Raw genomic sequence first — 22,994 nt, 5'->3', positions numbered from 1 at the left:
TCCGCAGTCGCCGCCCCGGAACCGACGACAGCCCATCTCTTCGCGGCGACCGCGACCGTCGGGCCGCGCACCCGCGCCATCAGCGCGGCGACCTCCGGCGCGGTGTCGTCCGGGTCGGCGATCGGCGGAGCAGCCGCCGTGCTGGACGGGCCCTGGCCGACGCGGCACCCGGCCAGCGCCTGGCAAAGCCGGTCGCGCGGATGCCGGGAACCCCGATCCACGGCCGGGCCTGTGCCCGCTCACGCGAAGAGCGCGGCTGCCGTGGTGAGGGCGATGAGGAGGAGCAGAACGGGGCCGAGCGGCAGGCCGTGGTCGCGCGGCGTGCTGCGGTCGATGGGGCGCAGTTCCGGGTGGAGGCGCAGCGCGGTGACCTCCTCGACCATGCGGACGTAAGACGGACGCATCCGCAGACGTCGCTCCAGCCGCGGCTCACCCAGGCCCGTCAGATGCCAGGTGCTGCCGTCCGACAGGCGTATCTCCACGCCGCCCTCATCGGTGTACTGGGCCGCCCGCAGCCGTTCCCATGGGACGTGGCGTACCGTCCAGGCCCCAGCCAGCCACAGGCCGGTGCTGTCGGCGGTGACGCGCCAGTTGAGGAGGACGGCCGCCAGGTTGATCCACATGAGCAGCCCGAGCAGGGGGAGGATCTCCCAGCCGAAGCCGCCGGTCACGAGGGAATGCGTGAAGTAGGAGATGCCGGCTGCCACGCCCGCGGTGAAGGCCAGTCCCGCCGCTCGTCCCACATGGCCTGGTCCCCAGCGCAGAGGGCGGCTTGCGGGTGTCAGAGTGGCGGAGACGCGGTCCGCCTGGGCCTGGTGACGTGTCTTTGTGGCGCCGGAGGGGGCTGCTGTGAGGGTGTGAGGGGCTGGGAGTGGGGCCCTGCCGGTTCGGGGGAGTCGGAGCGGGCTGGCGGTACGGGTCACGATCGGATGCCCGCCCCGGTCCGTCGTGACAAGGAGCAGTTCACCGCCGTCGTACGGAGCGCCGAGTATGACCGCTTCGTGCAATCGCGTGTCGACGACGAAGAGTTCCGCCTCCTCGTCATCGCATCCGGTGCGGTTCGAGGGCTCGGCCCCGCCCGGGAGCGCCGCTGTGAGCAGGCAGGTGAAGAGGGGGCCGCGGCCTGAGCTGTCGCCGGCCGCGAACACCCAGGTCCGGCCTTCCTGATCGGTGCGTTCCAGCACGCGCAGGGCCGGCACCGGTGCGCGACGCAGCGCCGCGGCACGATGGCGGGCGAGGACACCCACCGTGAGCAGGGACAGGCCGGGCAGCCCGGCGGCCAGCACCAGCAACTGCCAGCCGAAAGCGTCGTACGGCTCGGCGACCAGCCGACGCCACGAGCCGTCCTCCAGCACGGCCACCGTGCTGCCGACGCCGTAGTCCTCCGGGAAGTACGAGTCGACAGTGACGCGCCGTGCGTCGTCGGTGCGCAGCCGTACCGACTCCTCGCCCCGGCTGACCACTTCTGCTGTGATGCGCACAGCCCGGGCCGCATGCTGCTCGTCCGCGTGGATGCCTCTCAGCCCCATGAGGACCGCACCGGCGGCCACAGCACACAAGGCCAGAGCGGCGGCGATCGGGAGCGCCCCTCGGGCGAGTGGGCCGACGGGTTCGGGCAGCGGGTGCGGCACTCCCGCGGCCCGCTCCGCGATGTGCCGCTGCCTGGAGCGGGCGGCCAGTCGCTCGAGGGCCGCGGCCCAGCCGAAAGCGAGAGCCGCGATTATGGCGACGTTCGCGGCCTGGGACATCGCGTCGGCGCCAGGTAGCTCGACCCCTGCCACGATGGCCGCCAGGGCGGGCGCGGCGATCAGCGTGAGTTCCGGCAGCCGGGCGAGCCAGTACAACAGGCCCACGGCCAGGCCCATCTGCACCATGCCGCCCCAGTCCGGCCCACACGGCACCGCATCACTGCACGGCGGTTCCGGCTCCACCGCGATGGCCCAAACGACGGTGACCAGCAGCGCCGGCACGGACCACATCGGCCGTGCCCAGTTTGCCGGCCGGGTCTGCACCCACTGGGCGGCGTCGGCGGACGACCAGGCGGGCGTACCTGCCGGAACGGATCCCGACGGTATCGGGACGGGAGTTTCGGACACGCGAGGATTATGCGGCACAGACCCACACACCCGAGACAGCCTGGGCGCGGACCAGCAACAAGCGCCCGCGGCGCCCACCACCGCATCACCCCCGGCGGCGACGCGTAGACCCCTGGTGCTGAGCGGGAACGTGCCCAGAATGCCCCTCAGTGGTTGCCTGCCACCCTCGGCTGCAACGGCCCGATGGCAGCGGGTGGCGAAAGATTGGCCGTTTGCTGGTCTGCTGCTGTGGCTTCTCTGGGCTTGCGCTCGACGACGTGTTCCTAAGGTCGTTGACGTTCCCCCGGAAGTCCGGTTCTCGGGCTCCGCACCCCTACCGCACTGGAGACACGTGATGCGTGCAATGCCCCGTCGTGCCCTGGCCGCCGTTCCCGCCGCCGTGCTGATGTTCGCGCTCGTCGCCTGCGGCGGCGGTTCCGACTCCGGTGATTCCGCCGCCGGCGCGAGCGATACGCAGGCTGCCGCTCCCGCCGAGGACGGCGCCAAGGAGGCGGCAGGCGGCGATCCGGCGGAGACGCCGCTGACTGGTGAGGCGAAGCAGAAGGCCGAGGCGGCGGCGCTGGCGGCCTACCCGGGCACGGTGGTCAAGTCCGAGGAGGACGCGGAGAACCCCGGGATGTACGCGGTGGAGATCAAGAAGGCGGACGGCAGTGAGGTCGAGGTCTACCTCGACCCCGCGACGTACAAGGTCGTCAAGACCAAGGACGAGGAGGGCGACGAGGACGGCAGCTGATCCCTGGACCGACCGGAAGGGAGGAGTGCCATGCCCATCGACCCCGCACACTCCGCGCCACCCCGGGAGCCGGAGACCGACGCGACGGCGGTGTTCGGCCCCGATGCTCTGGGCTCGGCGGAGGGCGGCTACGCAGCCCGCTACGCGGAGGACTCCTTCGACTACCCCGAGCACGCCTCGCCCCCGCCGTCGCAGTCCTGGTCGGCGGGCGGACAGCCGCCCGACGTCGCGTCGGCACCGGGTCCCACTGAGGAGTCGGACAGCACGGGCGAGGGGCAGCGGCGGGCGGACCGAGCCCGATCGCGCCCGGCGGGCCGGTGGCAGCAGAGGGCCGCCCGGCGCAGGCCGGTCCTGATGGTGGCTGCCGCACTGGTGGTCATGAGCGGCTTCGGCGTGGCCCTGTCGATGGTGAGCGACACGGTCTCCTCCGACTCGGTTCCCAGCGGCTCCGGCGGTACCGCCCAGGTCTCCGCGCCGAAATCACCCACCGAGCCGACTCTCCCCCCGGCCGCCACGGCCTCGGCCTCGCCCCCTGCTGCCGGCGGAGACGGCGTGTCTGTTGCGCCGACCGCAACCAGCCTGCTGCCCGGCGCCGGCCACCAGCGCGACGACGGGCGCGGGGAAGACGACCGGGAGGATGACGGCAGCGAGGGCGGCGAGCGCGAAGACGGCGACGACGACGGCTGACTCCCCGGGGCCGGCGGGTCGCAGCCCCGCCACCGCTGCCCGGCCGGTCGTTCCTCCCGAGTTGACCGGCCGGGCAGTCCCCGGCACCGCCCCCAACGCCGCGCCATCGTCCGTTCCCCCAGGTCTCAGGCGGGTTCTCGTGAACACCCCAACTCCCGTGGCACGCCTGTGCGAGCCTGTCGCCATGCGGCTGCTGCTCATCGAAGACGACGACCGGATCGCCGGGCCCCTCACCGAGGGGCTGGGACGCTACGGCTACACGGTGGACCGGGTGCGCACCGGCGCCGCCGGACTGGCCGATGCCGCCGTATCCCCGGATCTGGTCCTGCTCGACCTCGGGCTGCCGGACATGGACGGCCTGGACGTGTGCCGCAGCCTGCGGGCCCGCTCCCCCATCCCGATCATCATGATCACCGCCCGGGGCGAGGAGGCCGACCGGGTGGCGGGCCTGGAGCTCGGCGCGGACGACTACATGGCCAAGCCGTTCGGCGTACGGGAGTTGGTGGCCCGCATCCGCGCGGTCACCCGTCGCACCGGCGCCCTGCCTGCCGTCCCGACGGGACCGGAGGCGTCCTCCGCTACCCCCGCGGCGGCGCCCGCACCGCGGCAGATCGGCCCGTTGCAGATCGACCGGCGCACCCGCCAGGTCCGTCTCGACGCGCGCGAAGTCGCCCTGTCCCCGAGGGAGTTCGACCTGCTCGCGTACCTCGCCCAGGACCCCGGGGCCGTGCACTCCCGCCAGCAGATCATGGACGCGGTGTGGGACCCGCACTTCTTCGGCCCCACCAAGACCCTCGACGCCCACGTCGCCGCCCTGCGCCGCAAGCTCGGCGACCCCGCCTGGATCACGACCGCGCGCGGCGTCGGCTTCCGCCTGACCGTGCCGGGGGATCCGCCGCCCGAGGCCGCCCGATGACCCGGCGGCTGCTGTACAGCTACCTCGGCCTGGCCCTGCTCGTGCTGGCCGGCCTGGAGATCCCGCTCGGCTACCTCTACGCCCGCGGCGAGACCTCCCGCTTCTCCCAGACCGTCGAACGGGACGCGACGATGCTCGCCGAGGTCACCGAGGAGAACATCGAAGAGGGCAACACCACCGAACTGCCCGCGCTGATCGGCGACTACACCGCCCGCACCGGCGGCCAGGTCATCGTGGTCGACCGCACCGGCGTGGTGCTGGCCGCCTCCGGCTCCGCCGTCCCCACCGGCACGGACCTGTCCGCCGAGCCGGACATCGCCACCGCCCTGAACAACCGGCCCGCCACCGGCACCCGCACGGACACCGGCGGTGGTGACGTCCTGTACGCCACCCAGCCGGGCGCCTCCGGCACCACGATCCGCGGCGCGCTGCGGCTCACGTACCCGATGACCATGGTCACCGACCGGGTGCACCGGGTCTGGCTCGCCCTGGCCCTGGCCGGGGCCTCCATCCTGGCCGCGGTCGCCCTGGTCGCCTTCACCCTGGCCCGCTGGATCACCCGTCCGCTGCGCACCCTGCACCGTGCCACCACTCAGCTCGCCGACGGCCATCTGACCAACCCGCCCGACGCCACCACCGGCCCGCCCGAACTACGCGAACTGGCCGCCACCTTCACGCACACCGCCACCCGCCTGCACCAACTGCTCGATGCCCAGCAGGCGTTCGCCGGGGAAGCCTCCCACCAGCTCAAGACCCCGCTGACCGCGCTGCGACTGCGGCTGGAGAACTTCGAGCCCTACCTCGACCCGCGCGCCCACGACAGCCTGGACGAAGCCGTCGGCGAGGTCGAGCGGCTGGCCCGCATGGTGCACGGGTTGCTCGCCCTGGCCCGCCTGGAGAACACCGCCACCACCCCGGAACCGACCGACCTGGATGCCGTACTGGCCGACCGTGCCGCGATGTGGGAGCCGCTCGCCGCCGAACAGCACGTCGCCCTCGCCGTCACCGGCACGACAGCAGGCTGGGTCTGGGCGATCCCGGGGGCGCTGGAGCAGATCATCGACAACCTGGTCGCCAACGCGCTGCGCGTGGCCCCGCCCGGCACCACACTCACCCTCACCCGCGCCCCCGGCGCGGAACTCCACGTCATCGACCAGGGCCCAGGCATGCCGCAGGCGGACCGGGAGCGGGCCTTCGACCGGTTCTGGCGCGCCTCCGACTCCCACCACGACGGCACCGGCCTGGGCCTGCCCATCGTCCGCCACCTGGTCCGTGCCTCCGGCGGCGAGGTCACCCTGCACCGGGCTCCCGGTGGCGGCCTCGACGCCCGCGTCCGCCTCCAACCCGCCTCACCAGCGAGCGCGTTCGGCGGGCGTCGGAGCGCCACGAGGGGTTCGTCCCGATCGGGACGGGCAGCAGCGACGGCGCGATGACCAGCCTGATCGCGGGGCAGACAGCTGCCGACGCCTTTGAGGCAGTGGTCCAATCCGAGGTCCGCGTGTGCGCCGCATGAGGGCGGCTGCGGGACGTACGGGGGAGAGGCCCCGCAGCCGCTGGCGATGTTACACCCGTAACATGGCCGCTGGAGGCGGGCGGCACGCCCCCCCAACACCGACCGGCGGAGTGTGAGCGGTGAACGACGTGTGGCAGATCCTGATCGGCATCGCCGTCGGCCTGCTGGTGTGCTGGCTGATCCTTCTCGCCGCCCTCGCATTCGCCCGCCCCAAGGGCAACCTGCTCACCGAGGCAGTCCGACTCCTGCCCGACCTGCTGCGCCTGGTCTCCCGCCTCGCCCGCGACCACACCCTGCCCCGGCGCACCCGCTGGCTGCTGTGGGTTCTGGCCGGCTACCTGGCCCTGCCCATCGACCTGGTCCCCGACTTCATCCCGGTCCTGGGCTACGCCGACGACGCCATCGCCGTCGCCCTCGTGCTGCGCGCCGTCATCCGCCGGTCCGGAACTGACGCCCTCACACGGCACTGGCCCGGCACCGCCGACGGGCTGAACATCGTCCGCCGCCTTGCCGGACTCCCGGCCACCACACCCCAGAAGTAGGCAGGACTCTGTGCCGCGCCCTGGATGCCGGACTACCGGGACGGGGTCGCGCCGTCCGCGTCCTCTCCGGCCAGCGCCGCCGTCTCGAACGCGGCCAGCGTCTCACCGGCCCGCGCCAGCTCGGCCCGCACCTGGCCGCCCCGCGGGGCATCGAAGTAGTCCCGGGCCTCGATCTTCGCCACCCATGAGCGGAACCGCTCCAGGTCCGCCTCGGACTCCTCCACCTCGGCGAAGACGGCCCGCCCGCGCCCGGACTCCATCTCCAGCTCCGTGAAGAACGACGGCAACCGCTCCAGCACCTCCGCGTACTCGCGATCGACGGCGGCGGTCATCCCCCCCGCGAGTTCGCGCCGCTCGCCCTCGTCGGCGACCTCGATGTGTACGACCCGCATCCGACCGCCGTCGGCCCGCACCCGCTCACCCAGCTCCGCCACCGAGGCGGCCACCGCGGGCCGGTCGGGCAGCAGACACACCGACTGCTGCAGATACAGCGCGCCCAGCCCCTTCAGCTTCCGCCATACCTGCATCCGCAACGACGGCACCGCCCCGGCCGTCGTAACCGACACCAGCAGCCACCGCACATCCACCTCATTCACCACACCGGGACCGTAACCTGGCCGCCGCATCAGCACCTCGTGACCGGAACACGTCCGCACTCACTCGCCAACTACCGATCCACGGAACCGCCTTCCAGGAATCCCAAGCCCGGCTACGACTTGGGCCTCGTTCCTGGAGTCCCACGAAGTAACGGTCAACGTCACAACAGCCACGACCCACCAGACCGTTTGCTTTCCTGTGTGCTGTCAGTCACATTTTGGCAGGTCAGGCGCCGTTATGGGAAAAGGCGATGCTTTCCTTGAGGTCTGCACCAGGGGCGGGATGTCGTCGCCGGTTTGGCCGTCGGCCGTTTCGTGAAGTGGCCTTTTGACGTGAACGCCAAAACTCCCGACCTGTATTTCTGCAGGTCAGGAGCTTTTCCCGGAGTGCCCTCGGCAGGATTCGAACCTGCGCACACGGCTCCGGAGGGGGCTTCAGCCTAAGGCGTCTGCGCAGGTCACGGGCATCTTGCCCATCAGTTATCGATCACCCGTCCACGGATAGTCCACAAGCCGCGATCACCTCGCATCAGTGGCACAGAAACCCGATGAGCATGCGCCAGCTCGCCTGCTATGGATCACAGGACTCGACGACTCTTGCCGTCTGAGATCCTCGACACAGTCAAGCTCAGATCACGCCTTAGAAACCATCACTTTGGGCGAGACGGCTAGCCGACATGCTGATCATCCGGGCCGAGAGTCAGGACTCCTTGACCTCCCTCGTCGAGGTACGCGGGTTCGGAACCGAGTTCTGGTCCGCGGCCTTCCCCTTTCCGTCCAGCCCGAGGGACTGCTTGATGTTCTCGAAGTCGACGACCGGGGTGCCGATCCTGGCCACCGTGTGCCCGTGCGAGGTGAGCATGGCCTCGGCGAACGGGCTGTCCAGCGTGGCGACGCGGGTCCACGAGCGGACCTCTGCCAAGGGAACAGACTGCACGATCTCGAAGTCGACCAAGAGGTCCGGGATGTCGAGGTACTTGGGCAAAATCCGGTAACGGGCGTTGTTGTCGCGGAACATCTCCAGAGCCGCGTTCCGCTCCCGGCTCCCCTTGACGGGGGATCCGGCCTCGATCCAACGAGCGATCAAGGGTGCTTCGCTCAACGGAACCGCCTTGGCGATACGCACGTACTCGGCCTTGGCCGCTCGATTGCCGCCGCTGGGCAAGTCCTCGTAGAGGTCGCATGCAGGCGTGAGGACGACCCACCAGCCGTCCTGGGGATCCCGCAGAACGTCTGCGGCGGTCACGTGTTTCGTGACCGGTGGCATCAAGTACATCCGGGCGGTCGACGCGTGTCCCATCACACGGTCCTCGGAGGAACCGAGCACTGCTCCGAGGGCCTCGACCGCGTTCTCCTTCAGCCAGGCTGCGAGGCGGTGCACGAGGGCGGGGGCGATCTGGCTACGGTCGGCAGCCGCGAGCCTGTCCCAATTCGGGGCGATCTCGTCCCGCAGGAATCCGCGCACGTACTCGTCCACGAGGGCGGTGACATGCCGGGTGAGGACCGGGACACCGGACTCAAGGCCGTCCCGTATCGCAGTGACGGCGTCGTCCAGCCGGTTCTTCGGGACCACCTGGATGAGCGGTGGCTGCGCCAGGTCGCTCACCTGCTCCGCGAGGCCGGTACAGAAGACGACCGGCACCCAGCGGGTCTTGGCTATCCGGTCGTACAGTTCGCGGCCCTGCAGGTTGGGGTGGGAGGTGGAGCCACCTCGTGTCGCGTCCCTGACATCTAACACAACCAGATCGAACGCCTGCGTCTCCAGAAGGCGTTCAGCTTCGTCGAAATCGTTCTCGACGTGGATGTCGAGCGTTCCGAGGTCCGAGAGCTCCTCCACGAGCATCTCGGACAGTTCCTCCGCGATGTCCACCTCGTCCTCGACGATCAAGACCCGGTACACCGCGCCCCCGTCCGTCACCCAACTCTCCTTCGCAGTCTTGCCCTGAACGTGGCTCCGGCGAGGGGCCCTGGCGTCACCAGGGACAGATCGCCGTCATAGAAGTCCTTCACGACGCTGCCGGCGATGCTGAGGCCCAGCCCGATGCCGTCCTCCTTGTCGCTGAAGTACGTATCGAAGATCATCTCTTGGATCTCCTCACGTACTCCGGGGCCGCTGTCGCTCACGTCGATGTCGACCTCGTCCTCGGGCGTCCGCCTCGTCTCGATGAGGATGGCGCGCTCCTTCCCCTCGGGCAGGGTGGAGAGCCAGTAGATCGAGTTCCCTACGAGGTTGTGGACCACCTGGGAGATGTCACCGGGGTCAGCCGTCACTGTCACGTCCTCGCCGCTGACGGTGACGGTGATGCCGTGCTTCTCGAGCGTGCCCTCGTGGACCGCGACGGCCTCGTCGATCGCGGCTTGGAGGGAAAGAGCGCGGGGACGGCCTCGCCGCCTGCCGCTCAGCGGCTCGACGCGGGTGAAGAGCCGGTCCAGAGCCTGTTCCTGCGCGGTGAGGTCGACGTGCATCTTCGCGAGAGCGGAGGCGAGCTGTTCGTCCTCGTCGCGCTTGCGGCCCGCCAGCTTGTTCAGCCGGCGGAGGACGTAGGCGATGCGGGTCAGTGCCGTTCGACCGTCGTGCAGTACGACGTCGACCAGCGCTCCCAGAGTCGCGAGGCGGGAGAACTGCGAGAGGACCTCTTGGACCTTCTCGACGCTCTCGTCGATCGTTTCCTGAGCCTCCTCCAGTGCGCGGCTCAACTCGGTGTCGTCCGGGTACTTCGAGTTGACGACGTCCCGGACGGGCGAGAGCGTGAAGTTCTGGAACAGGCCGTGGCGGTCGCTTCCAGCACCGGAAGGGGTGTCCACCGTAATCGGATCCGACTCGCGGCTCTCTCGCTTCGGACGGCGCAGCCCGTAGCGCCAGGTCTCGAGTCGGCTCACGGCCTGGGTCAGGACGCCCTTCAGGTCCTCGTATTCCGGAGAGTCGATGAGCCCTTCCCGGTGCGACCGGTCCCGAAGCCCGGGGTTGCCGTCCGCCGATATGTACACGAAACCCGCGACCTGGTTGTTGGAGAACCGCATGGTGGGGTTGTTCACACGACGGAGGTCGAAGCCCAGCCAGTCGAAGTCGACCTCGCCGAAGGGCTGCACCCGGAAGCCGTCCCGGTAGAGGGCGACACCGCTGTTGTCCTTGATCAGCTTACGGACCTCGGTGATGTTGCGGGCCCCGAGATCGATGTTGAGCATCTCCTTGAGGGACGCCGAGTCGAGGTCCCAGGTACGGAGGTCGAGCTTCAGGCGACCGCACTTGGGTGCCCTCCCATGCGACGGGAACAGGTACTGGTTCAGGGTCTCCGACTGCCCGGACGTCAGGTTGGTCATGGTCAGGTCGGCGAGACCGTTTTCGTCGATGGTCCCTATGAGGCGGTAGTGCGGATGCGCCAGAGCTTCGCTGGCCCCGACGAAACCGGTGTGGTGGTCCAACGGCCCAGTCGGAAGGGAGAGGTAGATCGCGAACTCCGGCTGGTCGGGTACGTCCAGCTCCGCAGGAGGGGGAGGAGGGAGGAGTCGGGACAGGGACCGCTTCAGGCTCTCCACCGACTCGGCCCCCCAGTCCTGCCGAAGCCCTTCGAGCCGGACGAGGGTGCCGTGAGAGCCCATCCATGCGCGCTGCTTCTCGCTTGTGCGGAAAGCAGTTGTCACCTCGTCGAAGAGGCGACGCGCTTGGCCGTTGTCAGCGAACACCTCGGGAGCGCCCACGTTCCACTGGACCGGCACCTGGTCGAGGTAGGCGTTCTCGGCGGCGAAGTCGCTCCAGTCGAGCCGGATGTTCACCTCGGGGCCGCCGGCCTTGCGACTCCTGATCGCGGTCACGGCGCCGAGGCGGGCTGCGGAGAAGCGCCCGATCCCCTTTGCACCAAGAACGCGTCGCCCGAACTGCTCACTGCGCGGAGCACGGTGCCGGAACGGTGTGGCAATCTCCATCCAGGTGTCCCGGACGGTCTCGGGGGACATGCCGTGTCCGTCGTCCCACACCTCGATGGAACCGTAGCCCTCCTCCAACGGCCCGTTGAACCTGATCACAACCAGGCTGGCATCGGCGTCGTAGGCGTTCTTGACCAGCTCGGTGAGCGCCACCCGCTCGTTGCTGATCAGTTCCTCGCCGAGTGTGCTCATCAGGCGCGCACGGGGACGTAGGAACGTCTGTGTGTTCTCGGAGTCCACGCTCGCCCCTCTGACCGCTTCGTACCCGCACCCCCGCCCGAGGAGCACCAGCTGCGATCTTAACGGCGGGGAGGGCTCTGGAAACGCTGCTCAGAATATTTGGGGCAGTACGTGCCCGGGCAGCGGTCCACGGTGGTTGCGGCACCCGGCGAAAGGGGCGCAGCCCCTGTGCTCGAACGTGTCTTCTGGTTCGGGGGTTCGTTGAGACAGGTGACGTTCGTGGACGTATCGCAACCGGAACGGGGGAGTCCCGAGGAGTAGCCCAAGGGGTGTCCTCTAACATGGGGTGGCTCAAGAGTAGAACACTGCTTCAAGTTACCAATGGGACACGGTGAGTGAACAGCAGTGTTCACCAGGCAGGTCACCCGCGTGACAGACGAGGCTTTGCGGCGGCGTGGACCGGCCGGAAGCCTTGCCTCCGCAGCGTCGTGCGTGATCTCCTGGAGGTCGTTCAGGTCGTCAGGTACGGAGGAGTGGGTCGTGGCGAAGGAGAAGGGGGCAAAAAGCACGTATGGCGTGCCCCTGGAGCGGAGCGACTACCTCAAACTGGACAAGCACAGGCACCACTGTGAGCCGGACGATTTCAGGAAATGGGTCCAGTACGGTTACGGAAAAGATAAACGCCTGGCTGTCGACCTCTTCTCGGGCGCCGGCGGGCTGAGCCTAGGCCTTGAACGGGCCGGATGGACCACCGCTGCGGCCGTGGACTTCGACGAGCGGGCTCGCGAGACGCATGCAGCGAACTTTCCGGGAATGAGTCTTTGCATCGACCTCGGGGATGACATTCAGCGAGGCGAATTCGTTCAGCGAATCCTTGACTCTGGCGCCGAGATTGACATCGTCGCGGGAGGCCCTCCCTGTCAGCCGTTCAGTCGCGCCGGACGCAGCAAGATCCGGCATTTGGTCGAGTACCACAACCGTGACCCGCACGATCTCCGTAAGGAACTCTGGCGCGCCTACGTCGATGTGGTCGAGCGGCTCCTTCCACGTGCCGTCCTCATGGAGAACGTCCCCGACATGGGGCTCGGCGATGACTTCAGCGTGATCCGCATCATCGAGGCAAAGCTGGAGAGTCTCGGGTACGTGACCCAGGTGCGTCTCGTCGATGCGTGGAACTATCGCGTGCCGCAGCACAGGAAGCGTCTGATCCTCCTTGCACGGAGAGACGGTGGCGCCTTCGCGTGGGGCAAGCCGAAGAAACAGACCACCCTTCGGGATGCCATCGGTGACCTTCCTGCACTCAATCCGGAGCCCTTGAAAGCGGTAGGTGCCCGAGTCGGCGACTATGACGAGCAGCAGGAGCCGAAGCCCTCTTCCTTCGCCAAGGAGATGCGCAGAAGGGCAGACAAGGGTGTAATTCACGACCACATGACGCGGCGGGTTCGTGAGGACGACTTCAGGATCTTCACGGTCATGGATTCCAAGACCCTCTACTCTGAGCTCGAAGAGAAACTGGAAGAGGGCGAGAAGGATTTCCAGAGGTACGACGCGGAGCAATTCACCGACAAGTACAAGAAATTGGACTGGAATGAATTGAGCCGCACCATCACCGCGCACATCGCCAAGGACGGTTACTGGTACATCCATCCTGAAGAGGCGCGAACGCTGACCGTGCGTGAAGCTGCGAGGATCCAGACCTTCCCGGACCGCTTTCGGTTCGCGGGTACGCGGAGTGACGCCTTTCGCCAGATTGGGAACGCGGTTCCCCCACTGTTGGGCGAAGCCGCGGCCCGGGTTCTCCTGCCGCACGATGTTCCCGCCGGGGACGAAGCCGCGGACAAGTGGCCGAAGGTACGTGAGGAACTGACCCGCTGGGCCAAGGAGCAGCGTGCGGGCAAGCAGTGGTACCAGTTCCCCGGTGGCCGGAAGATGAAGCCGCTCGGGGCTCTCGTCATGGCGGTGCTCTCAGGAAGTAAGCTGCACCAGAAGCAGCTCTACGACGTGATGGACGAGGTCGCTGGGCACAGGGAACTGACGCAGGACGTCTATCTCGCCCTCGTGAACGCCGCGCCGACAACAGCACTCCGCAAGCGTCTGGAGGGCAGGCTCAGTCCGGTCGTCGACAAGCCCGAGGTCTGGGTGAACGCGGATTCGGTTCTTGATCACAGCAAGGTGATGGGGCTCAAGCCGGCTGAGCTCGCCTTGTTCAGGCTGCTGGCCGGCGGCGACATAATGCTGGTCGGCCAGAGTGCGTTGCGGGTGGCTGCGAGGGTTCAAAAGAACGAATCGCACCTGACCAACCGACTGACCGAGGGTCGGCTCAACCTCATCAAGCTTCTCGGCGCCGGCCGGGACGCACCGGTGCGCATGGCCGCCATCAGGTTCATCGGCGAGAACCTGTGTCGTGACAAGCAGCCCGTCTGTGGAAGCTGCCCGCTGAGCGACTACTGCCCGACCCGTCCGCAGGAGGACGAGGGAACCGAAGCCACCTTGGATGTTGCGGTAACTACAGGCTGACGGGGCCCTCCCGGGAGAACTGGGACGCTGCGGTGTGCGGCGTGGGCGATGCGCTCGGCGGCCCGCCCGGCGTCGGCCCTGACCTCGCACTCCCAGATGCGCACTACGGTCCATCCGGCGTCTCTCGCCGCTTCGGTGTTGCTGGCGTCCCTTTCCATGTTGGTCGTGATCTTGGCTTCCCGGCGCGAGACGTTCGGCCCTCGGAATTCCCGCGTGCCGTGGGAGGGGCAGCCGTGCCAGAAGCAGCCGTCGACGAATACCGCGACGGAGTACCGGGGCAGCACGAAGTCTGCCGTGCAGCGGGGAGCGACCTTACGGTGCAGCCGAAAGCGGAGCCCGAGGGCGTGCACGGCGCTCCTGAGGGTCTTCTCCGGTTCGGTGTCCCGTACTCGGCGGCCTCTCAGCTGTGCGCTCCAAGGCGTGCTCACCCATCATTCGTGTGTGCTCACGAGGCCATGCTTCCACCTTGGGCGGTCATGCCGTGGGCGTGGGTGGCAGACTGACCTAGATGATCCGAGAACCCTCAGAACTCGACGTCGACGAGGCAGGCCGTGTGAAGCTCCCGCTCGGGATCCTCGCCGAAGCAGGCATCAGCCCGGGCACAAAGCTGCTCGTGTTCAGCGACGGGGACGGGCGCATCGTGCTGAGGCGTGCAGAAGACGCGATCAACGACCTGTTGGCAGAGGGAACCCTGTAGCGCCAGCCCCGGTGTCCGGGACTGGCGCTCTCACGCGGTCTCGTGGTCGAGGCCGACGGGCGAGGGGTGGAACCCATGCCGCAGGGCTTCTTCGTAGACCTCCATCGCCTGCCTGGCCTGGGCCCCGGCGACCCGTCGCCCCTGGGACAGCCGCTGCGCGACACGGTCGGCGAGCTGCCTGTCTACGGCGCGCAGGAGCCGGCCTTCGCGGGCCCAGTCCGCGAGAGCCTGCCACTCCTCGCTGGGGATGTCCTCGACGGCGGCTTCGGCCTCGTCGGACTCGGGGCTCTCGGGGGAGGCGATCTCGAAGGGCTCGGCCGTGAGCTCGGCGGTCAGCGCGTCGGGGAGCGTCCACGGAATGCGGGAAACCTCATCCCAGCAGTCGGGTTTCTTCGCCCACTCCGACACGTGCCGGTCGCTGGCGATCACCGTCTCCATGATCAAGGGACAGAGCTCGTCGAGGGCGTCCTCTAGGGCGTCCGTAGTGCCCTGCTCGTTCCAGATCCTGTCGAGGTCGATCCGCTTCTCGGCGGCGAGCGAGAGCCGGGCGACCGTATAGGTAGTGATCAGTCGTTTGTGGCTGCCGGCCGAGTGCGCACGGGCGATCCGGTCGGCAGCCTGGAAGAGGATGGCGGTGGCTATGGCGCGCTTGCAGTACTGCACGTCCACAACGGGATCGGACTTCTCGATCCGCTCCATGAAGTGGGCGAAGTTCTTCTGGGCGCCGCGACTGACCCAGTACGGGAGCTGCTCCCAGGAGTGTACGAAGGTGGCCAGGTCGGACTTGCTGAATCTCTGCCGGCTCGGGGTGATCAGCTTGAACTTGCGCTGGGCGGCGCGGGTCTCGTGCTCGGCGGACTTGTCGGTGTACTGGCCGCGCGCCCGCTCGTAGAACCATCGCGTCTCCTGACCGCTGCCGTCGGTCGCAGGAGCCCACAGGCTGCGGGAGACACGCTCGAAGGCGACGTGGAACTCGTGGTTCGAGCTGAAGTCGACCAACGTCACCTTGTTCTGGGTGTTGGAGTACTGGGAGATCCTCGGAACGATCTCGGACAGGTACGCGGGATCGACGATCGTGAGTTTCATCTGCACATGGACCCCGTCCAGGTCCCGCTTGTCATGGGTCAGGACGTGGTGCAGCGAGGCGGTGGTCTGGCCGCCGTTGACGATCTGGAGGCCGGTCATGCTCCTGATGGCGACGGGACTGCCGTCCTCGTCGGTCTCGAAGTCCACGTCCGAGGCGGTGGCGGTCACCCCGTTGTTGTAGGCAAGGAAGCGGCTCGGATCCTTCAGCAAGGTTTCGCGGATGCCTTTGTTCACGCCACCACGGGTCTGGAGGAAGGACCGGACGTTGAGTTCGAGCAGGCGGGTCCGGTGCTCCTTGTACAGTTCGGCAAGCTGTCGGCCGGGGATGACGGCCAGGACGACCGAGTAGTTCGGCTCGTCGCTGTGCGCCGCCAGGCAGGGGAGAGGACGCTCGAAGGTCACCTTGATGGGCTCGCCGATGCTCCCGGAAGTCTCGTGCCTGTGGAGCCGCGCAAGGTCCCAGAGCTCGTGCGTGACAGGGATCCCTGCGAACTCCCCCGGCCCCGGGGCGCTCGTCGTGCTGACCCGGTTGCTGAGGAGAAAGAGGCGGATCTTCGGAACGTTCGACAGCGCCTTCTCCACACCGACGCACATATCGTGCACGTCGGTGTTGTCCTCCTGGTTGGGGCGGATGGCCCCGTGCTTGCCCAGGAACGCGAACAGCCTGCGGAAGAGCCTGTCGGACTCGGCCTTGGTCAGCTTGCTGCTCAACGGGGTCAGGTTGAAGTCGGTGGTGTAGAGATCGAGGCTGGACCCGTCCTCGGGCAGGCCGTAGCCGTAGATCTCCAGCCCCCGGGAAGAGTGATAGGCGAGCGCTGCGTCGGTGACCACCCCGGCCTCCTCGAGGATCTCGAGTACGTGCTGGGTGAACGTGTTCGGGATCGAGCCGCCCTCGGCGTCCGCCAGCGCCTGGATGTCTGTCACCAGCGCGCGTGAGTAGTCGTGGAGGTCGTGCTCAGCCATGGGTTCCTCGGATCAGGTCGACCAGTGCTTCGGCGCTGACGGTGTGGGCGGCCAGGGCCGACACGTCGATGGTGTAGGTGCAGTTGCCGACCCCGGGCGGCAGTTCGGCCTCTACGATCCGGGGGAACCCCTCCCCGACCGTCCAGAACTCGCTGCGACGCAGGGTGTAGCAATCGTGCTCGTAGAGGTCCCGTTGGTTCGGCAGGTAGCCGGCCTGAACCAGCAGGCTCTCGAAGCGCTGGGAGGCGGATGGTGAGGTCAGACGGGCCCGTATCTCGTCCACCAAGACGTTCAGACTCCTGCCGAGCCCCCGCTGCCGGTCGTCGAGGACGAGGTGGGCCAGTGCGAGGGGCGTCGAGTCGGCCGTGTCCAGCTGCCGCTCGCTCGCGATCTGGACCGTCCGGGGGGAGCGGGCCGTGGTCGCCTTCACCTCGACCGCGGCACCGGGCAGCTGGAAGTCCTGGTTCGTTTGCCTCGGTCCGGTCCAGGAACTGACGGCGGTGTGCTGGTCGAACGCCGGCAGTACGTACTCGAGGAGGAAGTGGAGTTCACCGAAGAGGCCGCACCGGGCCTGTCGGGACAGCCCCTCGCGCGACACGGAGCGGAGCAGCTGCTGCCACCGGACGTAGCGGCGAACCGCGGCCTCCGCCGCCGTCCCGGTGGTCGGTGCATCCCGCACCACTTCAGCGATGTCGGAGACGAGTGGGGTGAACACCTCCGTGAGTTCGTCGTCGGTGAGCATGACTTGGAGCTCGTAGTGGTTGCCGGACACCGACGACAGGTTCAACTGCAGGCCACGGGTGGCCGGCAGTTCGTGGATCTCCTGACGTACGGTGTCGGCGGTCCTGGCGTCCGTGCCGAGCAGCAGCATCCGCCGGAGGGCGGGGTGCGTCACCGACACCTGGATGTCGTGCGGGGAGTCGGGGTGTAGCCTCCGGGTGGACCTGCCGGGGGTCTGCTGGTGAGCCTCCAGCTCCTGCCACACAGTCTCGTCGATCACTCTTCGTCCTCGAAGTCGTCGAACTCCATGTCCTGCTTGAACCAGATGTCGTTCACCACGTACTCGGTCTTCAACTGGTGGCGGGAGAACGGGAAGCTGATGGCAAACCCGACCAGCGGAGCGACCGGCTCGGGATTCCCCGACGACTTGGCCACCTCGGCAGGGCTGAGGGGATACAGCAGAAGCAACGGCTGGTCAGGACGGCGCTGGTGACGCAGGGGCCGACCGCGGGGGGTGTCGGGATCGAGCGGTTCGCCCTTCCTGTTGAGCTTGCCCTTCGCGGCTTCCTGCGTGGCCTTCAGCGCACGGTCGTACTGTTCCGGGGTCAGGTCGCAGAGCTCGTCGGCGGGGCTGAGCACGCGCTTGATCGTGTAGCGGCCGGGGACGACCTCCGAGGACTTGGAGTGGCTGCGCGTGATGAGGCCGATGGAATGGCCCGCGATCTCGTGCGCCGCTCCCTCGGGCAATCGGCTGGCTAGGCGGATTTTCCAGTTGCCCAACTCACCCTGCTTGGCGCACTGGCGTACGTACTCCGCGATGAAGGCCGGTCGCACACGCTGGGCCTGCCGGTCGGTGAGGTAAGAGTCAAGGAAACCTTCGGTGATGTCCGAGGCTGCGACGCCGCTCCAGGTGATGCTCCCGCTCCGCTCGTCCACATCCCCCGCGGAGAGTGCGTCGAGGCGCGCGACGAACGACTCGAGGATCTCGTGGTTTTTACGAACGGCCTTCTCGGAGAGGTCGAAGATGGTCGTCTCGGGAAGTTCACCGGAGTAGCTGAGGCGGACGCGCGTGCCCTGCCTCATCTTGTTGGAGGCCGTGATGCCGAGGCCGAGCGACGAGGTCCTGACCTTGAGACCGTACTCGCGGGGGGTGAGTCCCACCGCGGACATCTCCTCGACGTCACGCCGAAGTTCGTCGGTGGCCGCGGTGATCTCTGCGTACTGGCGCTGCAGCGTACGTGTCGTGTACAGGCGGCACAGATCCTCGTAGCGGGGACGGTAGCCGAACCAGCGGCCCATCTGCAGCAGGGTGTCGTACGTCTTGGAGGCACGCAGGTAGTAGCTGACCGACAGCCCTTCGAGGGTCAGACCGCGGGAGAGCTTCTCGCCGCCAACGGCGATGACCGACAGGCCGGTCTCCCGGCGCTCGTAGTACTGGAGGGCGTCCTTCGCAGCACCGTTGATAGCCATGACGGTGATCTTCCCGAGTGCGGCGTGGAGATGCGGTTCGACGTCCTCCCAGTCGAGCCTGTCCCCGGTCATGTCCTCGGTGCAGGGGACGAAGTCCTCATCCCAGAGCTCCCGCAGCTCTTCCTCGAGTTCTTCGCGGGCGCTGCTGAACCGGTCTTGGAGGACGTCGAAGAGCAGACGCACATGGGCGTCGATCTGGTCGCGGACCTGCTGCTGTACGGCCGTGAAGCGGGTCACGTGCACCAGCATGGAGTTGTGCACGGCGACCTGCCCCCGTGCTCGACGTGCCGCGCAGGTCAGGACGAAGGACCGGATGGCACGCTGCAGCGACTCGGGCAGGAAGTCGGGAACCCGGTGGTAGGACTTGTGCTTGTCCGGCACCCAGAGGTCCGTGTCCTTGATGTGCCTTATGAGCGGCAGCGGCTCGATGTCCTCCTCGTCTCCGTCGGTCTGCAGACCGAAGACCCGCTCGGGACCAAGGTAGTTGGACGGTGCCCGCAAAGTGCGGATGAAACTCTCCGGGAAGAGGTCGGGGCCCAGCTCGTCGTGGTCGGTGTCGGGATTGATGTAGATGTTCGCGAAGGGGGTCGCGGTGTAGCCGACGTAGGACGCCTTCGTGAAGCTGTTGACCAACCGCCTGATGGCCTTGTTGATCGCCGACGGGTTGGTGTCGGGGTCCTTGGAGGTGTTCACGCCTGCGTTGTCGGCCTCATCGTCGATCACGAACAAGGGGAGATCAGGAACGACCATCCGGCCGGTCTCCGGGTCCTCAACGCCGTGGTTGTCGATCACCCAGTCACGCAGGTTGTCGATGATCCGACGGTTCTTCTTGACGACGAGGACCACCGGAACACTACCCACCGGTACGTTCGCGGACACCGCCGTCTTCCGGGCGAAGTCCCCCTTTTCGTGACTGGTGGTGAGCGACGCCGCCTTTAGACGCTTGCCGTGCGACATCGCGCCGACACCGATATGACGATGCGCGTCGTCGTCCGAGCGGAACTGGTACTGGGTGTCGAACCCGAGGAGTCCTTCGTCAATACGGAGCTGAGTCTGGCTGCGCAGGTCGTTGTGGATCCCGGCGAACACCACGATGAGCCGGTAGCCAGCGTCGGCTGCCTTCGCGGCGAGCCCGATGAACTGCCCTGTCTTGCCGGACTGGACCTGTCCGATCACGAGCCCGGTCCGACGCCAGGCGCCTTCCCGCTGAGGGTCTTCCAGCTCACCGAGAACGTCGTCAGTGCTCTGGTCGAGTCGGCGCACGACCTGCGTCGGGAGCTTGGAGACGCTCAGAAGGTAGCGCCGGTAACGGTCCCAGAAGTCCCACTTCCGGTCGGCCTTCGCGTCGGCGAGCCAGGGCACGTGGCCTTCGTCGTTCTTCATCGCGGAGGAATCAGCCTGGAACACGGAAGCCCGGGCCTCGAGCACCTTCCGCACCTGGTCCCGCTCCACGGTGATCCCCTGGGCAGCGAGGATGCTGACCGCGGTGTTCACGGCGAAGTCCACCTCGGTCGGCGTTGCCTGGCGGTCTCCTGGCAGGAGCAGCACCGCCGTCTGCTCAGCCTTCTCGAGACTGTCTTCGGGGGTGGTGCTCACAGCGACCTCCTGCGGCCGGGTCGGTTGGGAATAGGGACTACCAGGTGTCAGGAGTTCCAGAAACCTTGTTGCTCGTCGAAGGGAGACATGGAGCTGAGTACGCCCCGGGCGTCCTCAGGGGAGCGGCCCTGCCCAAGGAGTGCTTCGTACACTTGGCGGGCGATGTCGACGGTCTCCGGAGCGGCCGGCCCTGGACCGCCGAAGGGTTCGGGATCGTCGACCGTGTCGGTTTCGTGGAGCATGCGGAGCGCCGTGACCGGGACCGTCTCCTCAAGGAGGCGGATCATCGAGCGGACGACGTCCGGATTGCCGCCGTGGTCGTCCATCGCCGCCTTCACCAAGGGGTGTTTTCTGTTGATGCGCAGAACGATCCGGCCGTCGTGGCGCCTCACGTTCCAGGCGAACTTCAGGGGGTCGCCGTGCGCCCGCGACACCACCTGACCACGCTGTCGTGCGGAGCGGGAGGCCGCCTCGCGCGTGTACCTGGCAATCCTCTCCAGATGACGCCGCAAGGAGACGGGGGGAACAACGCTCGCCTTGCGCACGTCCACGCCCCAGTCGGTGTCGGCCTCCGCAGGGATGTCCACAGCGATCCGCGCGAGGTTGTACTTCTCCTCGCGCCGCAGACCGCGGATTCCCAGCCAGTCACCGGCCAGGATCAGGCGGTCACGGCGGTAGACGTAGAACCCCTGCTGCCCTAACCATCCCTTCTGCCCGGCAGCCAACTCGTATTCGGCTTCCGAGAGCCGCTGTGCCGTGGGGAGGACGAAGGGCTCCACGCGCACCGCCTCCGCCCCCAGCGGTAGAGGCTCCCAGGGAATCCGCTGGACCGACGGATGCTTGGACAGAAACGGGTCCCACGGGGAGAGGTCGGAGCCACGCACCCGGAGCCGGCACCGGGCCGGACGCTGCAGGAAACGGGCGAAGACCATCGCGAGGTGGGCTTCGGTACGCTCAGCCTCCGCATAGAACTGGGCCTGGGTCTTTTCGTCGTCGCTGGCCACGGCGGTGTTGTGGTAACCGGTGAGTTGCTCCCACAGGACGATGGTCCCATGCTGCATGCTTTCCGCGATCCGACGCAGGAGAGCGGTGGTCGTGTCGCCTGGGTCACGGAGGAGCCGCCACTCCTTGTAGTGCTCCACGATGCCGAGGTCCCACGTCCGGACATGCCAGGCTCCGTCCCTGACCGTGGCGACGGTGAGCTTCCGGCACTGGGAGAACGAGGCGGACTTCAGCCCAACACCGAAACGGCCGAGATCCGTGGCACTCCGCTCGGCTGACGGACCACGCGCCGCCACTGTCATGGCGGTCACAAGCTCGGGCTCTGTCATCCCCCTGCCGTCGTCCGTCACAGCGATCCAGGAGCTCTGACCGTCCCAGGTGAAGTCGACGTCGATGTTCTTGGCCTCTGCTGAGACACTGTTGTCCACGAGGTCTGCAACCGCGGCGGGAAGTGAGTAACCGAGCGAACTGAGCGACGCCACCATGCCAGCAGGGTCGGGAGCGGCGACCTCGAAGTCCATCTTTACGCTCCGTACCGGTCAGTCCTGTGCGGTCATGTCGTCTGCGTGCTCCGCGGAGCAGCATGTGGCAGGACCTCTCGAGCCTTGTGTGTGCGTGTGTTGCTGCTTGTCCCACACTCGAAATCCCCCGTTCGGAGCATGCTACCGAAGGGACTTGTTTGGCGTAAGCGATCTCCGTGAGCACTGCCCACTAGCTTCGCGAGGCGTAACGCGCGGGCCGTTGAGTTGCCTGGGCCGGCCGGGAGACTGGAGGAGCGCAGACGTAGCCTCCGCGAACATCACAGTGGCCTCAGAGGTTCCGCTCGTCAGATGCCTCGCGCACCGCATGAGGAGCGGGGTGTGGCCGTATTGAGCTGTCGAGCCATCAGCTTGGGAAGCTGTGATCATTCGAGGCCTGTCCGGGCAGTGACCTGGAGGAATGCCCCTGTTGCAGCCTCCTCAGGCTGGACCGCTTTCGCCGTGACTCCCCGCTGTTCCCCGCCTTATCTGGTGCGCTTGTGGTGCGGCCCGCCCGGCGCCCGGCTCTGACGGACTGACCGTGCGTGCAGGCGCGTTGGTAGGTGCATCAGAGATGGCGTTTGGACGCTCTGACCAGTCGACTGATGTCGTCGCGGGTCTTCACCCTGCGCTGGTCCAGTTCGGTTCTGCTGTCCGTCTTGGGTAGGGTTGTGACGTCTCCAAGTACAGCTTCCGCCGCCTTGCTCAAGGCCTCGTCATCGGTGAGCATCTGCACCCGGAAGAGAGCTTCTTGGGCGTTGGAGCGCAGGTCGTATGCGCGGACTCGAACCACACCGGGGTCCTCGTGTGGTGGGTGTTCGTGTTCGCAGAACCAGAGATGCACCAGACAGCGGCGGTAGTTGATGAGTGCACCGGCGTAGGCGGAGTAAGCATCGAGTCGCTCCTGTCGGACCCTCTCATGGCGGGTGAACTGATGCCCCTTGTCGGTGGTGCGCTGCTGAAACGCCAGGGTGAGCCTCGAGCCGAGCAGGGTCCCCAGAACGGCTATGGCACTGGCGATGATGGTCTCCACACCACAAGCTGATCACGTATCGCTGACCCGACGCAGTACACGTCGTGCTCTCAGGCCAACACGATTTCCAACTGTGGTCCGGGTGGCGTTCACCTGCGTTCATGGATGATCGCCCGGTGTGGCGAGCCTGGTGCGGAGTCCGGTCTAAACGGCCCTGAACCGGGCTGAATGAGACGGGAAGTGAGACGGCGAGGCGGGCGCTTGC

Annotated in this window: 17 protein-coding genes; 7 read left to right on the top strand and 10 right to left on the bottom strand. The window is 67.5% G+C overall.

Annotated elements, in window-relative coordinates; translation table 11 throughout:
- Positions 1 to 239: 239 nt before the first annotated feature.
- The gene (locus ACFZDA_RS31650; RefSeq protein ID WP_391088348.1) at positions 240 to 2,096 is read right to left on the bottom strand and encodes a hypothetical protein; all 1,857 of its coding nucleotides are present in this window, start codon (positions 2,094 to 2,096) and stop codon (positions 240 to 242) included.
- Between the two features lie 334 nt (positions 2,097 to 2,430).
- On the opposite strand from ACFZDA_RS31650, the gene ACFZDA_RS31645 reads away from it, so the two are divergent.
- The 5 genes from ACFZDA_RS31645 to ACFZDA_RS31625 all read left to right on the top strand — a co-directional run bounded on the left by ACFZDA_RS31645 (position 2,431) and on the right by ACFZDA_RS31625 (position 6,487).
- Positions 2,431 to 2,829 (top strand): PepSY domain-containing protein, encoded by a 399-nt coding sequence (locus ACFZDA_RS31645; protein ID WP_391088346.1) that lies wholly within the window; start codon positions 2,431 to 2,433, stop codon positions 2,827 to 2,829.
- 30 nt (positions 2,830 to 2,859) lie between these two features.
- Positions 2,860 to 3,516, top strand: coding sequence for a hypothetical protein (locus tag ACFZDA_RS31640; protein WP_391088344.1), 657 nt, complete (start codon positions 2,860 to 2,862; stop codon positions 3,514 to 3,516).
- Between the two features lie 184 nt (positions 3,517 to 3,700).
- On the top strand, positions 3,701 to 4,432 hold the full coding sequence (locus ACFZDA_RS31635) for a response regulator (RefSeq protein ID WP_391088342.1): 732 nt from the start codon (positions 3,701 to 3,703) through the stop codon (positions 4,430 to 4,432).
- On the top strand, positions 4,429 to 5,865 hold the full coding sequence (locus tag ACFZDA_RS31630; RefSeq protein WP_391088341.1) for an ATP-binding protein: 1,437 nt from the start codon (positions 4,429 to 4,431) through the stop codon (positions 5,863 to 5,865). Before ACFZDA_RS31635 ends, ACFZDA_RS31630 begins: the two co-directional genes overlap by 4 nt.
- Before the next feature lie 199 nt (positions 5,866 to 6,064).
- Entirely contained in the window at positions 6,065 to 6,487 is a 423-nt protein-coding gene (locus ACFZDA_RS31625) for a DUF1232 domain-containing protein (RefSeq protein ID WP_391088339.1), read from the top strand.
- Positions 6,488 to 6,519: 32 nt separating this feature from the next.
- Here the strand turns inward: ACFZDA_RS31625 and ACFZDA_RS31620 are convergent, their stop codons facing one another.
- The 3 genes from ACFZDA_RS31620 to ACFZDA_RS31610 all read right to left on the bottom strand — a co-directional run bounded on the left by ACFZDA_RS31620 (position 6,520) and on the right by ACFZDA_RS31610 (position 11,247).
- A complete protein-coding gene (locus tag ACFZDA_RS31620) occupies positions 6,520 to 7,086 on the bottom strand; it encodes a Chromate resistance protein ChrB (RefSeq protein ID WP_391088338.1) in 567 nt (188 codons plus the stop codon).
- Positions 7,087 to 7,783: 697 nt separating this feature from the next.
- Positions 7,784 to 9,001: a hypothetical protein gene (locus ACFZDA_RS31615; RefSeq protein WP_391088336.1), complete on the bottom strand. Its 1,218-nt coding sequence runs from the start codon at positions 8,999 to 9,001 to the stop codon at positions 7,784 to 7,786.
- Entirely contained in the window at positions 8,998 to 11,247 is a 2,250-nt protein-coding gene (locus ACFZDA_RS31610; protein WP_391088334.1) for an ATP-binding protein, read from the bottom strand. Before ACFZDA_RS31610 ends, ACFZDA_RS31615 begins: the two co-directional genes overlap by 4 nt.
- Before the next feature lie 480 nt (positions 11,248 to 11,727).
- On the opposite strand from ACFZDA_RS31610, the gene ACFZDA_RS31605 reads away from it, so the two are divergent.
- Positions 11,728 to 13,704, top strand: coding sequence for a DNA (cytosine-5-)-methyltransferase (locus ACFZDA_RS31605; protein ID WP_391088333.1), 1,977 nt, complete (start codon positions 11,728 to 11,730; stop codon positions 13,702 to 13,704).
- On the opposite strand, the gene ACFZDA_RS31600 is transcribed toward ACFZDA_RS31605, so the two are convergent.
- Positions 13,632 to 14,132 (bottom strand): very short patch repair endonuclease, encoded by a 501-nt coding sequence (locus tag ACFZDA_RS31600; protein ID WP_391088331.1) that lies wholly within the window; start codon positions 14,130 to 14,132, stop codon positions 13,632 to 13,634. The two genes, ACFZDA_RS31605 and ACFZDA_RS31600, sit on opposite strands and share 73 nt — an antisense overlap.
- 80 nt (positions 14,133 to 14,212) lie before the next feature.
- Here ACFZDA_RS31600 and ACFZDA_RS31595 point away from each other — a divergent pair, with 80 nt between their 5' ends.
- Positions 14,213 to 14,401 (top strand): AbrB/MazE/SpoVT family DNA-binding domain-containing protein, encoded by a 189-nt coding sequence (locus ACFZDA_RS31595; RefSeq protein ID WP_391088329.1) that lies wholly within the window; start codon positions 14,213 to 14,215, stop codon positions 14,399 to 14,401.
- A gap of 30 nt (positions 14,402 to 14,431) precedes the next feature.
- Here ACFZDA_RS31595 and ACFZDA_RS31590 read toward each other — a convergent pair whose 3' ends face one another.
- The 5 genes from ACFZDA_RS31590 to ACFZDA_RS31570 form a co-directional block, all read right to left on the bottom strand.
- The gene (locus ACFZDA_RS31590) at positions 14,432 to 16,450 is read right to left on the bottom strand and encodes an AIPR family protein (protein ID WP_391088327.1); all 2,019 of its coding nucleotides are present in this window, start codon (positions 16,448 to 16,450) and stop codon (positions 14,432 to 14,434) included.
- A complete protein-coding gene (locus tag ACFZDA_RS31585) occupies positions 16,443 to 17,450 on the bottom strand; it encodes a PD-(D/E)XK motif protein (RefSeq protein WP_391088325.1) in 1,008 nt (335 codons plus the stop codon). Before ACFZDA_RS31585 ends, ACFZDA_RS31590 begins: the two co-directional genes overlap by 8 nt.
- Positions 17,447 to 20,236, bottom strand: a complete 2,790-nt coding sequence (locus ACFZDA_RS31580; RefSeq protein WP_391088324.1) for a Z1 domain-containing protein — start codon at positions 20,234 to 20,236, stop codon at positions 17,447 to 17,449. The genes ACFZDA_RS31585 and ACFZDA_RS31580 overlap by 4 nt, the downstream gene beginning before the upstream one ends.
- 47 nt (positions 20,237 to 20,283) lie before the next feature.
- Entirely contained in the window at positions 20,284 to 21,759 is a 1,476-nt protein-coding gene (locus ACFZDA_RS31575; RefSeq protein ID WP_391088322.1) for an ATP-binding protein, read from the bottom strand.
- Positions 21,760 to 22,324: 565 nt separating this feature from the next.
- The gene (locus ACFZDA_RS31570) at positions 22,325 to 22,789 is read right to left on the bottom strand and encodes a hypothetical protein (RefSeq protein WP_391088321.1); all 465 of its coding nucleotides are present in this window, start codon (positions 22,787 to 22,789) and stop codon (positions 22,325 to 22,327) included.
- Between the last annotated feature and the right edge of the window lie 205 nt (positions 22,790 to 22,994).

The sequence above is a fragment of the Streptomyces sp. NPDC007991 genome (assembly GCF_042958445.1).
In the GTDB taxonomy this organism is placed as follows: Bacteria; Actinomycetota; Actinomycetes; order Streptomycetales; family Streptomycetaceae; genus Streptomyces.
The sequence above is the reverse complement of the archived record's forward strand: the minus strand, read 5'-3'. Positions and strand labels throughout refer to the sequence as shown.